A 15,557-nucleotide genomic window follows, 5' to 3' on the forward strand; every position below is an offset into this window, starting at 1 on the left:
CGCTTTAAATTATTCGTCAGGATAAAGCAGATACGGACGTCTTTGTTGCTTAAACTCTGCTAACGCAGGCTGCCACATTGCTCTGATCTCCTGCTCAGAAAGGCCACTTTCAATGGCTTTTCTTAATGCGTCAGTACCGGCCAGCTTGTCAAAGAAATCTGGCCGGTCGATAAAGGTTTCGTCCTGTTGTTCAAACTGCTTTTTCGCCTTCAGGAGCAAAGCAATATCAAACCCCTCCGTATCAGAAGAACGTAAGTCCAGCCCCTTCAGTGTTTTGCCTTCCAGTTTCGGGTGAGGCGCGCTTTCGGGCAGGCTTTGCGGCGTGAAAGTAAATGTACCCAGCACCACCCGGTCATGTCCGGCAACCTGAAACGGAAAAGGTGTTCCGCGGCCGATACTGACAGTTGTTGCTTCAAATAAACACAGTGAGGGATACAACCGGATTGCCGTATCGTTTGGCAAGTTCGGGCTGGGAGGCACAGGCAGGTGCCATGGCATGGACTTCCGGTAGTCTTTAACGGGTATGACGTGCAAATCAAGTGACTCAGCCTGCTCAATCCAGGCTTCCCCTTTGATCATCAGTGCCAGTTCACCTGTGGTCATACCGTGCAAAAGGGGGATAGGATCCATACCTACAAAAGAGGTAAAGGCAGCTTCCCGCACAGGGCCATCCACAAATTTTCCGTTCGGGTTAGGTCTGTCGAGTACGATGACCGTTTTGCCTGTTTCAGCAGCAGCTTCCAGGACCAGATGTAACGTACTGATATATGTATAGAAACGTGCGCCTACATCCTGAATGTCGAAAATCAGCACATCCACATTTTCGAGCATGGTGGCCGTGGGCTTTTTGGTGCTGCCGTATAAGGACAGAATGGGCAGGCCGGTTCGGGAGTCCACGCCGTCGCTGATGGTTTCGCCGGCGCCGGCATCACCACGAAATCCATGTTCCGGCGCCATAACTTTGGTGATGTTTATGCCACGGGACAGCAGGTCGTCTACCAGGTGCTGACCTTTGGAAACCGACGTCTGGTTAACGACCAGCGCAACCTGTTTGTCTTTCAGTAATCCGAGGAAAGCGTCGGGTTGCTCAGCCCCTGTCGTCACCGCCAGTGCCTTTACAGAGATGAGACACAGCAGAAAAAGAACCTTCTTCATTGTTGCTCAACAGCGCGGCGTAAAAAGCCATTATGATCTGACAACATGGACTCTGCGCTGGCGGCATCGTTACCGGTGAGGATCATCATGATCGCCACTTTGGCTTTATGTCCGGCGGCATCGAGTGCAGCTGATGCCTCTTCCCCGGAGCAGTCTGTAGCCTGCATCACTATGCGGATAGCGCGGGCTTTTAATTTTTCATTGGTGGCGTTAACGTCGACCATCAGGTTCTGATAGGTTTTACCCAGGCGAATCATGCTGGCAGTGCTCAGCATATTCAGCACCAGCTTTTGTGCCGTGCCGGATTTCATCCGCGTGGAGCCGGTGAGGCATTCTGCACCAACCACCGGGCAAATCGCAATTTGTGCGGTGGTGAGCACCGGCGCGCCCGGGCTGCAGGCGATACCTGCGGTGACCGCGCCCAGTTCATTTGCATATTCCAGTGCACTGACCACATAGGGCGTCCGTCCGCTGGCAGACAAACCTACCAGTACATCCTTTTCACAAAGGTTCACGGCCTGTACGTCTTTGATACCCTGAGCGCTGTTGTCTTCTGCGCCCTCTACAGCATGCTGTATAGCTATTTCGCCACCGGCAATAATGCCCATCACAAGTGTATCGGGCACGCTGAAGGTCGGGCGACACTCTACAGCATCAAGAATACCCAGACGGCCGCTGGTGCCGGCACCGATGTAAATTAACCGTCCGCCCTGTTGCAGTTTTTCCACTATGGCATCCACTGCCCGGGCAATTTGGGGGATTTCAGTTGCCACTGCTGCGGCTACTTTGGCATCTTCCTGATTGATTTTATGCAGGATGGATTCCGTCGACAGCAAATCGATATCCATCGTGGCGGGGTTTCTGCCCTCTGACACAATTTTATTTAACTGTGCCAGTAAGTCTGACGCCCCGGTGATTGTTTTTGCCTGCATAATTTGCCTTAGTTCTGTTGCTCTGCTTTATTGCTTTGGAATGTTTTGTTGTTATTTTTAACGGCAGCGTTCTGTTACTGAACCGGTTCCGGTTGCTGTGTATCTTTATTATAGCCTGCGGGTGTATTACCCATAGCACAAATAAGCGTGGATATGAGCGTGCCGGCGACCAGTTGCCATGTGAACCCGAGTTCAAACTGCAGGCGGGCCGGCAAAATACTCTCAATAATATAGGGTTGCATGGACAAGGGTACCAGAAAACCGGTGATCAACGCTGCTATCACCGAACGCCGGCTTCCACGGCGGGAAAATAGCGTGACGAAATAAACGCCAAGTAAACCACTGTACGAGAAAACCATGACGCCAAGTGCAAATTGCAGCAGCGGCATGTCGGTATGTTGTTGCCAGTAATAGCACAGACACGCCATAAATCCTAATGACAATGCCATTAATAACATGGCGAAGCGTCCTGCTTTGACAAAGTGAGCATCGTTCTTTTGTGTATTCCGGCGGGCCAGCCAGGGGCGGTACATGTCCTGGATCAGAACACTGGACATGGAGTTCAGGCCGGAATTTAATGTAGACAGTGCGGCAGCCAGAATACCCACGGTGACCAGGCCGCGAACACCATCAGGAATTTCGCTGAGCACGTAGTACATGAATATTGTGACCGGTTCGCCGGCAAATACCGGAACGGGGTTTTCACCACTGCCGCCGGCCATTAAATCGGGACGCTGATAGTAAACGAACAGCAATAAACCGATGATTAAAAACAGGCACATCACCGGAATCACCATCACCACCGAAAGCAGCATGGCTTTGCTGCCTTCTTTGGCACTTTTGCAGGTCAGCACCCGTTGCGTCATATCCTGGTCGAGTCCAAAAGCGGCGATGTTCAGAAGCACAAATCCGGTAAAAACAGAGAACAAACTGAAAACGCCGGTGTTTGTGAAATCAAGCCGGGTATCAAACAACCTTAATTTTGAAGGTGTATCCGGTGCAGGATGCTGAAGGGCGTTAACGATATCGGCCAGAGAAGCCGGAATTGCATTTAACAGTGCGATAATCACGGCTACCGCGGCACAGATATACACCGCAGCCTGTAACACGTCAGAATAGATAACTGTGCGGATCCCGCCATAAACCGTATACACAAGCCCTGCGACTGTAATAATGACGGTGGCAAGAATGACGCTGGATGCATCAATGTTGCCGAACAGAATCATGGCGACAGCCAGTGCTGCCATATACAGCCTTGCGCCACTGGCGAACACGCGGCCGGAAAGGTACATGGCACCGGCCAGTTGTTTGGCCTGTTCACCAAAGCGCTGTTCCAGCAGTTCGTATACCGTGTAGACATTGTGTTTATAAAACCGCGGGATAAGAAAAGCGGCAACAAAGAAAGCAGCGATGAATGCGCCGATGTTGGTTGACAGGTAGGTCAGATCGCCCCGGTAACCCTGATCAGGGCCTCCCAGAAACGTGGCTGCAGACTGGGACGTTGCCAGTACAGAAATCGCCACAACCCAGACCGGCATGCTGTTTCCACCGAGGAAGTAATCTTTGGCTGAGCGGCTGGAGCGGTTAAACAGCCAGCCACTGGCGATAAGAAGCAAACCGTAAGCGGCGAAAACCATTAAGTCTGCTAACGCGTAATGCTCTAACATGCGGCCCTGTTACATTATTTTAATTCAATTGAAATCCAAGAATAGATTATTCCAATTAATTTGTATAGCTGGAATTATCCCGTCGTTGTAAGATAGCTTTCAGCGCAAATTTTAGATCAGGAGCCCCCGCCGTTGAGCAGACAAACCCAGGCTGTTATCCACGCCGACGCACTATTGCATAATTTCCGTGTACTTTCCTCTCTGGCCGGTGAAGGACAGAATATGGCGGTGGTGAAAGCTGATGCCTACGGACACGGGGCAGTCAATGTGGCGCGGATATTACGTAAAGTCTCTCCTGCGTTTGCGGTTGCTATTACAGAAGAAGCGCTGGCGTTACGGGAAGGCGGCATTCAGGCTCCTGTGGTTATCCTTGAGGGCCCTCACCAGGCGACTGAATGCGCTGTGGCTGCGCGGGAAAATTGCATTGTGGTTGTTCACAGCGAAGAGCAACTTCGCTGGTTAAAAGCGTGCCCTTCTGATCGTCGTCCCGCGATATGGTTAAAAGTGGATTCGGGCATGCACCGTCTCGGGTTTGCCTGTGATGAAGTATTACCCATGGTGGCGAAATACCGGGATATGTTAACTGACGATACCGTGCTGGTTACGCATCTGGCATGCGGTGATGAAACGGGCAGTCAGTCGGTACAAAAGCAGCTGGATGCCTTTGAGCAGGTTCGGGCAGCTACCGGATTTGCAGTCAGCATTGCCAATTCTCCGGGAACTGTGGGCTGGCCGCAAGCGCGGGGAAACTGGAACCGCACCGGTATTGCCATGTACGGCGCCGAGCCTCTGGACACACCCTGCGGGCTGGATCTGCGACCGGTGATGACACTTCAGGCAAGTATTATTGCACTGCGCACTATAGAAGCCGGTGAAACAGTGGGGTACGGCGATACCTGGCAAGCGAAGCGCCGTTCTGTGATTGCCACAGCGGGTATCGGCTATGCCGACGGGTATCCCAGACAATGTCCCAACGGTACGCCGGTATTGGTTAACGGACACCGTGCGGCACTGGCGGGCAGGGTGTCGATGGATATGATTACCATTGATGTGACTGATATTCCGGCTCCGGCGCCCGGTGACCGGGTGGAACTGTGGGGACATCAACTTTCAGTGGATGAAGTGGCCCGCCACGCCGGGACAATTTCTTACGATCTTGTCACCCGCTTATCCCAGCGGGTGCCCCGCATTGTTAAACACGTCTAGTGAATACCCGCCGGCGTCACTCAGGCGCCGGCAATCACTGACAATACCTTACCCACGGCAAGTCCTCCGGCGGTACCAACAATGTACCCCAGCATTGCCATCAACACGCCAACCGGAATGAGTGCTTTTGAGTATGAGGCTGCAAGCACGGGGGCTGAGGCAACACCACCAATATTCGCCAGTGACGCCAGGCCGCAGGTAAACAAATCCAGCCGGAAGAGTTTCGCCGCAATAACCATAATCACTCCGTGAATCAGTAAGATACAACCGCCGGCCAGTATATACACCGGCGCTTCCAGCAATTCTGAAAAACTGGCTCTGGATGCAATAAGCGCAATAATCAGGTTCAGCAGTACGGTAGCCACCACATCTGCACCGCCCACGCGGCGAAGGGGAGTGACAGCACCGGCGATCCCGGCCAGGGTGACCAGTGCAACAGTCCAGGCGGTAGTAGAAAAATAAGCAGAGGCCGGCAACATCGCCGCGAGCCACTGGGACAGTGATGAGACAACGCAGGATAAGGCCAGCAGCATCAGCACATTGCCGCCTGACACCTGAGTTTGGTTCGCCTTCGATTCTGCCAGCCTTGCACCCACATCATCCAGCGCACGGCTGTCGGCTTTTACCCAGCGGTTGAAATGAGCTGCATAGGGCACCAGTGCCAGTAATGCCATTACCCATATGGCATAATCAATGGAGTCAATCAGCAAGGTGTATCCCATAGCGGAGTCGGGCACATCCAGCGCCAGTTGTATGGCTGCGAGGTTACCTGTTCCCCCCATCCAGCTGCCGCACAACGCGGCGAAGGTTTTCCATGCGTTATCTGCCAGCCCGTGCTGAAACAGAGCAAACGTAACAATGAAGCCGGCGGCAATACTGAAACTGGCAAGCAGAAAGGCGAAAATCATCCGCCAGCCCAGCCGCTTAATCTGGCGCAGATCGGCTTCCAGCAACATCAGGAAGATCATCGCGGGCAGCAGGTTGTTCCTGAGCATTTTATAAGTATCATTGATGGCTGCGGTTTTTCCCCATAACCCGGCACTGGCACACACCATTACCACAAAGTACAGCAGCACAATGGCAGGCAGATACCTGAAAACACGCCACTTTCTGAAGGCTTCAAGATAGTAAAGCACGCCGGCGATAGCGAGCAGGGCACTGACGTATCCGAATGCGCCGGTGATCATAAAGAACCGGCTTTTGTTACCCGGCGATAATTTAAGCGGGTTGAACACATAGCGCTTGTGTTTGCTTCTGTTTGGCTGCAATATACCTCTGATATCGCAAGCAGGTAGTGATTCCACATTTTCATTTCCATCTTCCGGACTGCTTTTTTATTCTAATTATCTCCATTCTTTAGAATAAAGTATTTAAGATTCGTTGCAAGTTCTGTCTATTCTTCCTGCGGGTTGCGGTGTCAGCAAGGTTAGCCGAAAGGATTACGGCCAGGTTTGTTATCACATCGTATAGTTTATTTTCGATACATGCCGGATGCCTTGCTGGAGAAGGAGTCTGTTTCTGACCAATTAAGAGGTAAGTTATGAGGACAGGTTATAGTAGAGCGAGAGTGAACAGAGGTGCGTATTCACGTCCCGTTAATCAACAAGGATCTGCGCCAAAGTCGACGCCGCCTAAAGCGAAATGACACAAAGCCCGGCTCAGTTGCCGGGCTTTTTCGTTGTGGAATCTCTGATAATCAATTCCGGACAATAAAAAATACTGTCCGTCTCTTCAAACACCGGCTTAGCGTGTCGTTTGCTTTGTGAAATGGTGTCGATGAGCAAGCCGGCGGCCTTACGGGCTATGGCCACGGTATCCTGTTCTGCAGTTGTTATGGCCGGAGAAGTTTGCCGCGAAAAGGGACTGTTCTCAAAACCTGCTATCGCCATGTCCTGAGGGACCTGAATATTATTCAGTCTTGCTTCCAGCAAAGCGCCGGCGGCGAGTTCATCATTACAGGCAAACACTGCTGTCGGCGGGTTCTCCAGCGCGAGAAACTGCTTCATAGCCGATACACCACTTTCGAAATTGTACTCGCCGTCTATTCTAAGTTCCGCACTGGTATCCAGGCGATAATTTTCCAGTGCATCCAGATAACCCCGTTCCCGTTCCAGTGTAGAGCGGTGATTTCTGTTGCCTGAGATAAAGCCAATGCGTTTGTGGCCCTGGTGAATCAGGTGATTCACGATATCGCAGGCAGCCTGAAAATCATCAATACACAGCCATTTCCCCTGAATGCCGAAAGGGGCTACGCCTGAAACAATACCCACAAACGGCAATCCGGAATGAACTATCTGATTAAGTAATTCCGGCATTTCGGATAATGGCGGAGACAATATCAGGCCAGCCAGGTTTGAGCGGGTTGCCATTTGAAGAATATCGCTGACGACATCCTCATTTGAGGTTTCGCAAGGATGGATCAGCAGGTCGTAATCATTGTTTCTACATTCTCTTAACAAGCCCTTCTGCATATCAATAACGTAATAAGCGTTCGGATTGTCATAGACGTAGGCTATAGAATAGGACTTATCACTGGCGAGGTTTCTTGCAGCCGGATTGGGACGGTAATTCAGCTGCCTGATAGCAGCCTGCACTTTTTCAACGGTTTCTTCGCTCACGTTGGGTTCTTTGTTCACAACCCGTGAAACGGTTTTAAAGGATACGCCTGCGAGTTCAGCGACATCCTTGATCGTTGTTTTCAATCAGAAAATCCTGTCAGTCCGTTGGACATGAACGCCATCATGCCATAAAAAACGTTGTTGTATTGTTCTATAATGAAATTTAATCCTGAACGGGAACCTTGCAGTGACATTGATTAACGATAAATGGTAAATATCAAACCCAACCTTTAAATATTAGCCGTGGTGCCGGATTTCAGCGACCAGTTGTCAGGAGAATAATAATTAAAATGAATAACCAGCAATATATTGCCGGAGTCGATGGCGGCGGCACCAAGTGTAAGGCCGTTGTGTTTGATGAAAACGGTGAACCGGCAGGTGAGGGAATAAGCGGTCCTGCTAATGTGGCCAGGATTGGTAAAGAAGCCCTGCCGGCCATTATCCGGTCGGTTTTACTGGCCCTGCAAAATGCAGACGTTGCGATTAATGAGAATGACGCTGCGGTGCTCGCAAAGTGTCATGTGAGTGCGGGTCTGGCCGGTGCAACGGTGAAAGAAGCCGCAGAAATGCTCAGTCAATGGCAGCATCCTTTTGCATCATTTCGTTTCACCAGTGATTTGCATACTGCGCTGGTGGGGGCGCACGGTGGTGAGAGCGGTGCAGTTCTGGTTGCCGGTACCGGCTCCTGCGCAGCCGCACTGTGTGGCAAAGACTGTATTCAGTATGGTGGCCACGGTTTTAATATCGGTGATAAGGGCAGTGGTGCCTGGTTCGGTCGTGAAGCGGTGCGGCACACGCTGGAAGCGCTGGATGGTGTGTTGCCGGCCTCACAGCTGTCTGAAACGATCTGTGCACATTTCAGCGCAGGCACCACCCGGGAACTCGTGAACAAACTTAATTATGCGCAACCGGCTGAGTTTGCCGGCGCCGCCGGACTTGTGTTTGACTGTGCGGCCAAGGGCGATGTGTATGCTTCAGATATTGTCCGCTCCGGCACGGACTATTTATCATCAATAGCCCGTATTGCCATGGAAAAAAGCCAGGGAAAACTGGTACTGGCCGGCGGACTTGCCGGTACTGTAAGACCATTCCTGCCCGAAGATATCCGGACGAAGATCATTGAAGCTAAGTATGGCCCTGAGTGGGGGGCGGTGCACGTCCGCCAGGACTAACTGGCTTCGCCGGCCCCCGGCAGTTTATCATCCTGTTTGGATAATGACGGCAGAGTATACCTTTCCGGCCGGTGATTTAAGGACAGCACCATGTTCAGACAGAACGCCGCCAGCACCGACATCAGTACCAGACGCCAGTCGAGTACCAGCAGTGAAGACAGCAAAATAACGGTGTCTACTGACAGCTGAAAAGTACCGGCACGGATGGAGAAACGTTGCTGAAGATAGAACGCCAGAATACCAAGACCGCCCAGACTTGAGGTATGACGGAACATGATTAGCATGCCTACGCCAATGAGGATCCCGCCGAATATTGCCGTGAAAACCGGATTAGCACTGCTGACATCCACAAAGCGGGGGATAAGATCAGTAAGTACTGAGACGGTAGACACGGAGATAAACGTGTTTATAGTGAAACGTTTGCTGATGTGGGTCCACGCAAGGGCATAAAACGGCACGTTGATCAGGAAAAACAGCACCCCGAAGTCTACAGGCAACGCATAAGTTCCCAGCAGCGCAAGCCCTGCAGCGCCGCCGACCATCAGGTCCTGCGACTGAAATAAATAAACGCCAAAGGCAACGAACAGCCCTGCACTGACTAAAGCAAAAATATCTTCAACCACACTGTGTTTTGGTTTTTGCATGTGAAAGCCCTCCGTTTTTGAAGAGCGCGTATTATACGGAGGGGGAAAAGGGAAGTAAGGGGTTGTTTGTTATTTGTACAGTCTGGTGGGGCTGGTGCTGGTGCGCAATCTTTACGACTTTTAGCATTTGTGTGAATGCAATGTTACCACCGCGTGTTTTCCCCGGCGATTTTAGTCATACCAGCCAGTCAGGGTCAGCCCAGAAGCTGACGGAACCCTGATTTAACTTCTTCACCAAAACAAACCAGATAAATAGTGTGAGGCAGTGCTGTTCCGCTGGCATGAAAGCGGATGGAACCCAACGCAACTTCGCAGGCTGAATTCACCGGATATCCGTAAATGCCGCAACTTATCGCCGGAAAAGCAATGGTTTGAATGTTATGCTGACTCGCCAGCCGTAAGCTGTTCCGGTAGCACTTGGAAAGCAAGTCACTTTCATGGTTCACGCCGCCGCGCCATACCGGCCCCACGGTATGAATAATATACGGAGCCTTAAGATTAAAACCCGGTGTCAGCACTGCCTGACCGGTTTTACATCCGCCAACTGCTTTGCAATACTCAAAAAGCTCCGGCCCTGCAGCATGGTGGATTGCACCATCAACGCCGCCACCGCCCAGCAGCGACGGATTCGCTGCATTTACGACGGCATCCACTTCCAGTTGCGTAATATCGCCGTCAATAACCCTGATCCTTGCCATCGTGTCCCCAAATACCGTTCGCGGTGCTGTTTCCGTTCTGACGTTGTCGGTGTTTAGCGACACATGTCAGACAAACCGGAAAAAGATCTGCGCCGGTTACTGCAAAATATAAATTGTGATGCATAAGGCTAAGCCTTTGATTGGAATAAATAGTTTTCCGGAATCTGGTAAAAACGGTATTCAGAAATACTCATATTCCGGAGTAAATAGTCCACGAATCGTGCCAGAGTTAAGCATAGACAGAGAATGTAAGCGCAGGGGATAAGGCCGGACAGTGTCAGATACCGGCCCGGCAGGATGACATCGGATTGCCGGAGACCGCTCAGCAATCCGCTGGTTAAAGGGGATTAATGATTAATCGTCGTCGCTGAACAGACAGTGTTTGGCAAAGTCGCCGGCTTCGTTTGCCGTCCAGTCGCCTTTAGGTTTTTCTTTCATATCAGCACACCAAGCTTTTGAGCCAACTTCCGGGGCGCAACCGGCCAGGGTAAAAGTTAATGCAATCAATGCGAAAACAGCTTTTTTCATAATTAACACTCGTAATTTTTCAGGTATTTCATAGTAAGTCAGTGGCGGTGACAAAATCAATTATCTGAGAAAAAGGTGACCGTGCAATGAGGAGCCAGAGAAAGCATGCCAGATATGAGTTGTCATTATCGTAACTTTATGAAAATTAATGATTTATATTTCTAGGTGACAACTGAAATCAAGCGCATAATCAGCCCGTTTTTTAACCTGTCGGAAGCCAGTATGGATTTCTCAAATGATCGGGTTTCAGTGTATGTATTATCAGAATCTGACGCCACAACAATAAGCCAGTCTCAGCACGGAACACGCTACCGGGATGCTGTGCATTTGCCGCTGCCGGGTGGAGAAGGATGGCTGTTTGACTACGGCGTGCTGGTATTTTGGGGCGTGGACGAAGACGAACGTCTGGCGTTCTTGCATCGCCTGCAAATCAGCAGTGATGCCCTTTCCTGTGAGCATCAGGAGCATGTGCGTTTTAACACCGGGGCTGAGTCACTCAAATTGCAGGGCGACCTGATTTCCCTTCCGGCCGGTGAGGCATTGATGCGACTGGCTGTCAGTCATGCGCTGGCGCAGTCGACCAAACTGAATCAGTATGAATATCAGGCGGAAAAGACTATTCAGCAATATGCATATTTGCCTAAGGCACTGGCTGAATCAGGTAAAATTACTCTGAGCAGACAGAAGCTGGCCAGTATTCGTGGTCATCTTTTCAGTACCAAAAGCGATATTTTTCTGCACTATGGTTTGCTGGATACGCCGGAATTTTTCTGGGAATACCCTGAGTTCGAAGACGCCTATAATGCCACAATGAAATATCTGGATATTCGTCCGAGAGTCGATTTACTGTCGAACAAACTGAATGTGATTCATGAATTGTTTGAGATGCTGGCGGGTAACTGCACTATTTTGGAGCCCGGGAAAGTCCGGGGAACAAACTGGACAATACTGGCCAGTGATGCTACTGCAAACGGCGATCAGATGATTGCCCGTTCCGGCAAGGACGGGTTCAGCTCTCTGGCAATAATCTCCAGACCTTGTTGTAAGTTCTCAGGATTGAGATTGCCCAGACAAAGACGTAAATGCGCCGAAGACGTTTCTGTCACATGGAAGAACACCGATGGCAGTGCATCTACACCCAACTGGTTCAGGCGGCTGATCACGGCGGCATTATCAAGCCGCGGAGAATGTTTCAGCCAGATGTGCAAATTCACCGGGTCGTACTGAATACGTCTTTCGCCCAGAATCCCTTTGGCCAGCGCAATACGCTCTATGCAGTCTTCCCGCCTGGCCTGCTCAATGGTAACGGCATCGCCGCTTGCATGAAGCCTGTGAGCCAGTTCGGTAGTTACCGGTGGTGTAAACCAGTTCTGTGCCTGTATCACCCGTGCCAGACTACCGGTAAATTGTGGCGGGCAAACCAGCATGCCGGCCCTTAACGCCGGTGCGACACACTTGGAAAACCCCGATACGTGAAAAGTGCGCTCAGGCGCAAGCTGTTGCAGTGACAAAACCGGTTCTGCATGCAAATAAATATCGTCTTCCACCAGATAAATGTCGTATTTACGGGCAATTTTCACCAGCTTTTCCCGGTGACTTTGAGAGAGGGTCTTTCCGGTGGGGTTGTGCGCTGTCGGCAGAATAACCAGCACCTGGCTGGTGGCTTGCTTGCACCGTGCTTTGAAGTCGCTGAGATCGAGTCCGCACTCATCCATGGCCACTGGCTGCAATTGCAATCCAAGCAGTGTTGCCACAGCACGGATCCCGGGGAAAGTGGTTTCCTGAACCATGACCGTGTCGCCCTTATTGCATAACAACATCAGGGAAGACAACAAGCCCTGCTGGGCTCCGGCAAGGAGGAAAAGATTCTCCGGGTCAGCGTTATTTCCCCTCAGATTCAGCCAGTCCGCCATACTCTGCCGGTGTTCCGGCAGTCCGCGGGTATCGCCATACACCGACCACAGGCGGGGATCATTTTGACGGGCAAGGTTCTGAAGGTGGGTTGAAAGAATGGGTTCAATGTTCAGGCAGGCCGGCTGATTCAATGTGAAGTCGAAAACATCTTTGCGTCCGGGCAGCATCGCTGCACTGATCGTCCGTCCTTGTTTTTGCTGTTTTACAAACGTCCCTTTTCCCTGTGTTTTCTCAATGATTCCCCGCTGCACTCCTTCATCAAAGGCACGGTTTATGGTTCCCGGTGTAACATTCAGCAGCGCTGACAGTGCCCGTACGGTGGGAAGCTGCTCGCCCCGCTTCAGCTCTCCGCTGACAATAGCCTGTGCCACACCGTCGCAAATTTGCAGGTAAAGCTTTTTGTCGCTGGTGGCATCAATTGTCGGTTTCCACATTTTCTGCTCTCACATTGATAGGGTAACAATTCATATTTTTGTGTTTATTGATTGCTCAATCAGTATATCAATCACGTTGGTAATGTTAAGTACGTTGTTTAAGAGAAAAGAAAATGGAATTGCAGAATCTGAGTTTGCTGGTGGTGTTTGCTGTCAGTATGACGTTTACCCCAGGACCGGCTAATCTGACCTTGCTGGGCACCAGTGTGCAACTGGGCATACGCAGCACGCTGCCGCTAATGGCAGGGGTGGTAACAGGGTTTGTGATTAATGCTCTGGCGATTTGCGTCGGGTTAGGCAGTGTTTTTCAGCAGTTTCCTGTGATGGTGACGTTCATTAAAGTGGCCGGTACGTTCTACATTCTTTATCTTGCTTACAGCTTATGGCGTGTCAGACACGCCGAAGCCCGCAGGGCCAGCGCTGTTGCCCCCGGATTCTTTAAAGGCATACTGGTGCACCCGCTGAACCCCAAAGCCTGGCTGATGTTGATCACCGCCTACAGCCAGTTTGTGTCACCCGACCGTGTGGTCACAGACAGTCTGGCCCTCATCATTGTGTTTTGCTTAAGCGGACTGGCAGCAAACAGCTTGTGGACGGTACTTGGCAGCGTGATCCACGAATATCTGCAAGTCCCGAAAATGCGCTACAGCTTCTTTACTTCACTGGCAGTGATGCTTTCAGGCTTGGCAATTGCGCTGTGGTTGACATAATAGGCGAAAGCAGCGCATACGGGACGCCACAGATGATAAAAGCAGTACTGGATAAAACCGACAAGGCCATTTTAGCGGCGTTACAGAATAACAGCGAAACACCGGTAAGCGATATTGCAGAACAGGTGGGGCTGACGACGACACCGTGCTGGCGCCGCATCCAGAGACTGCAAAACGACGGGCTGATCAGCAAGCGTGTGGCACTGCTCAGTGCTATGCATCTTGGCTTAACCATGACAGTGTTCGTGCAGGTAAAGGCATCCCGTCACGATGCGCAGTGGCTGGACAAGTTTGCCCGCCATGCTTCCTCTTTTGAAGAAGTGGTCGAATTTTACCGCATGTCCGGCGAGTATGATTATCTGCTTAAAGTGCTGGTTACTGATATGCAAAGCTTTGATCACTTCTACAAGCGGCTGGTATCCGGCATCGATTTGAGCGATGTCACCAGCAGTTTTGCTATGGAACAAATCAAATATTCCACTGAAATGCCCCTGACTCATCTGTGAGCGTAGGCTGACAACGTGCAATACTTTGTGTTGTATCAGGTTGACAGCAATCAGATCCTTCTTTCATTTCACAGGTGATCCGTTGCTGTCAACCGTGTGATACTGTGTGCAGGTTCAAATGCACAACAGGAATTCACCGTGACAGCCTCTGCCAATCCTCACTGGAATGATATTTTTCATCTTGAAACGCAGTTAACCGGCGAGGAGAGAATGCTCCGTGATGCAGCAAGAGATTTCTGCCAGACGGCACTGATGCCGGGCATTGAAAACGCAAACCGCACTGCTACTTTCGATACGTCAATCATGCGTCAGTTCGGTGAGATGGGCCTGTTAGGTGCAACCATAGATGGCTATGGCTGCGCCGGGGTGAATTATGTCTCCTATGGATTGATTGCCAGAGAAGTGGAGCGGGTCGACAGCGGCTACCGCAGCGCCATGAGCGTGCAGTCTTCGCTGGTTATGCATCCCATTGCGACATTTGGTACCACTGAACAGAAAGAAAAATATCTGCCCAAACTGGCCACCGGTGAATTTATCGGTTGCTTTGGTTTAACCGAGCCGGATGCGGGTTCGGATCCGGCGGGAATGAAAACCCGCGCGGAAAAAGTGCCGGGTGGTTACAGACTGACAGGCAATAAAATGTGGATCACTAATTCACCGGTAGCCGATGTCTTTGTGGTATGGGCTAAAAATACCGGTGAGGACAATGAGATTTGCGGTTTTGTGCTGGAAAAAGGCATGGCTGGTTTGTCGGCACCGGAAATCAAGGGCAAGTTGTCACTGAATGCCTCTGTTACGGGGGAAATCGTTATGGACAACGTATTTGTGCCACAAGAGAATATGTTTCCTGAAGTGCGTGGCTTAAAGGGGCCATTCAGTTGCCTGAATATGGCCAGATACGGTATTTCCTGGGGAGCCATGGGGGCGGCAGAGTTTTGCTGGCACGCTGCGCGGCAGTATGGCCTCGACAGAAAGCAGTTCGGCAGGCCACTGGCACAGACTCAGCTTTTCCAGACCAAGCTGGCGGATATGCAAACGGAAATTGCGCTGGGCTTGCAGGGGAGCTTGCGGGTGGGGCAACTGATTGACGACGGCGCATTTGATCCCGTGATGATTTCACTGGTTAAACGTAATAACTGTTCAAAGGCGCTGGATATTGCCCGTAAAGCCAGAGATATGCACGGAGGCAACGGGATTGCCGGTGATTTCCATGTTATGCGGCATATGCTGAATCTGGAAACAGTGAATACTTATGAGGGCACTTACGATATTCACGGGTTAATTCTGGGCAGGGCGCAAACCGGACTGCAGGCGTTCTTTTAATTTTTTCCGGCACAAATAAAAACAGGCCTTGTGAACAAGGCCTGTTTATC

Annotated in this window: 14 protein-coding genes and 1 pseudogene; 6 read left to right on the plus strand and 9 right to left on the minus strand. The window is 51.0% G+C overall.

Going from position 1 to position 15,557, the window contains the following annotated elements:
- Positions 1–9: 9 nt before the first annotated feature.
- The 3 genes from ACXAG2_RS12065 to ACXAG2_RS12075 all read right to left on the minus strand — a co-directional run bounded on the left by ACXAG2_RS12065 (position 10) and on the right by ACXAG2_RS12075 (position 3,754).
- A complete protein-coding gene (locus tag ACXAG2_RS12065) occupies positions 10–1,155 on the minus strand; it encodes an exo-beta-N-acetylmuramidase NamZ family protein (RefSeq protein ID WP_474867303.1) in 1,146 nt (381 codons plus the stop codon).
- Positions 1,152–2,087 (minus strand): N-acetylmuramic acid 6-phosphate etherase, encoded by a 936-nt coding sequence (gene murQ / locus ACXAG2_RS12070; RefSeq protein WP_474867306.1) that lies wholly within the window; start codon positions 2,085–2,087, stop codon positions 1,152–1,154. The genes ACXAG2_RS12065 and murQ overlap by 4 nt, the downstream gene beginning before the upstream one ends.
- A 74-nt stretch (positions 2,088–2,161) precedes the next feature.
- Positions 2,162–3,754: a sodium:solute symporter gene (locus ACXAG2_RS12075; protein ID WP_474867308.1), complete on the minus strand. Its 1,593-nt coding sequence runs from the start codon at positions 3,752–3,754 to the stop codon at positions 2,162–2,164.
- 132 nt (positions 3,755–3,886) lie between these two features.
- Between ACXAG2_RS12075 and alr the strand changes: the two genes are divergently transcribed.
- Positions 3,887–4,960 carry an alanine racemase gene (gene alr / locus ACXAG2_RS12080; RefSeq protein ID WP_474867310.1) on the plus strand — a complete coding sequence of 358 codons (1,074 nt, stop codon included), beginning with the start codon at positions 3,887–3,889 and terminating at the stop codon, positions 4,958–4,960.
- A gap of 20 nt (positions 4,961–4,980) precedes the next feature.
- On the opposite strand, the gene ACXAG2_RS12085 is transcribed toward alr, so the two are convergent.
- On the minus strand, positions 4,981–6,264 hold the full coding sequence (locus ACXAG2_RS12085) for a DUF819 family protein (RefSeq protein ID WP_474867313.1): 1,284 nt from the start codon (positions 6,262–6,264) through the stop codon (positions 4,981–4,983).
- A gap of 354 nt (positions 6,265–6,618) precedes the next feature.
- On the minus strand, positions 6,619–7,662 hold the full coding sequence (locus ACXAG2_RS12090; protein ID WP_474867316.1) for a LacI family DNA-binding transcriptional regulator: 1,044 nt from the start codon (positions 7,660–7,662) through the stop codon (positions 6,619–6,621).
- 206 nt (positions 7,663–7,868) lie between these two features.
- On the opposite strand from ACXAG2_RS12090, the gene ACXAG2_RS12095 reads away from it, so the two are divergent.
- On the plus strand, positions 7,869–8,750 hold the full coding sequence (locus tag ACXAG2_RS12095) for a glucosamine kinase nucleotide-binding domain-containing protein (RefSeq protein ID WP_474867319.1): 882 nt from the start codon (positions 7,869–7,871) through the stop codon (positions 8,748–8,750).
- Here ACXAG2_RS12095 and ACXAG2_RS12100 read toward each other — a convergent pair.
- From ACXAG2_RS12100 to ACXAG2_RS12110, 3 genes are all read right to left on the minus strand, one after another.
- The gene (locus tag ACXAG2_RS12100; RefSeq protein ID WP_349589563.1) at positions 8,747–9,394 is read right to left on the minus strand and encodes a YitT family protein; all 648 of its coding nucleotides are present in this window, start codon (positions 9,392–9,394) and stop codon (positions 8,747–8,749) included. The two genes, ACXAG2_RS12095 and ACXAG2_RS12100, sit on opposite strands and share 4 nt — an antisense overlap.
- Positions 9,395–9,588: 194 nt before the next feature.
- Positions 9,589–10,092, minus strand: a complete 504-nt coding sequence (locus tag ACXAG2_RS12105; protein ID WP_474867321.1) for an O-acetyl-ADP-ribose deacetylase — start codon at positions 10,090–10,092, stop codon at positions 9,589–9,591.
- Positions 10,093–10,446: 354 nt separating this feature from the next.
- Positions 10,447–10,620, minus strand: coding sequence for a DUF3012 domain-containing protein (locus ACXAG2_RS12110; RefSeq protein WP_119503495.1), 174 nt, complete (start codon positions 10,618–10,620; stop codon positions 10,447–10,449).
- Between the two features lie 222 nt (positions 10,621–10,842).
- On the opposite strand from ACXAG2_RS12110, the pseudogene ACXAG2_RS12115 reads away from it, so the two are divergent.
- Positions 10,843–11,457 (plus strand): annotated as a pseudogene (locus ACXAG2_RS12115) (RMD1 family protein); the annotation flags it as partial.
- A 140-nt stretch (positions 11,458–11,597) separates the two neighbouring features.
- Here ACXAG2_RS12115 and ACXAG2_RS12120 read toward each other — a convergent pair.
- Positions 11,598–12,968 carry an aminotransferase-like domain-containing protein gene (locus tag ACXAG2_RS12120; protein WP_474867324.1) on the minus strand — a complete coding sequence of 457 codons (1,371 nt, stop codon included), beginning with the start codon at positions 12,966–12,968 and terminating at the stop codon, positions 11,598–11,600.
- Between the two features lie 113 nt (positions 12,969–13,081).
- Between ACXAG2_RS12120 and ACXAG2_RS12125 the strand changes: the two genes are divergently transcribed.
- From ACXAG2_RS12125 to ACXAG2_RS12135, 3 genes are all read left to right on the plus strand, one after another.
- Positions 13,082–13,678, plus strand: coding sequence for a LysE family translocator (locus ACXAG2_RS12125; RefSeq protein ID WP_119502647.1), 597 nt, complete (start codon positions 13,082–13,084; stop codon positions 13,676–13,678).
- A 32-nt stretch (positions 13,679–13,710) separates the two neighbouring features.
- Positions 13,711–14,184, plus strand: a complete 474-nt coding sequence (locus ACXAG2_RS12130) for an Lrp/AsnC family transcriptional regulator (RefSeq protein WP_474867327.1) — start codon at positions 13,711–13,713, stop codon at positions 14,182–14,184.
- 210 nt (positions 14,185–14,394) lie between these two features.
- Positions 14,395–15,507: an acyl-CoA dehydrogenase gene (locus ACXAG2_RS12135; protein WP_474867612.1), complete on the plus strand. Its 1,113-nt coding sequence runs from the start codon at positions 14,395–14,397 to the stop codon at positions 15,505–15,507.
- The last annotated feature ends 50 nt before the right edge of the window (positions 15,508–15,557 follow it).

It is taken from the genome of Alteromonas sp. ABH4_456, from assembly GCF_056160645.1.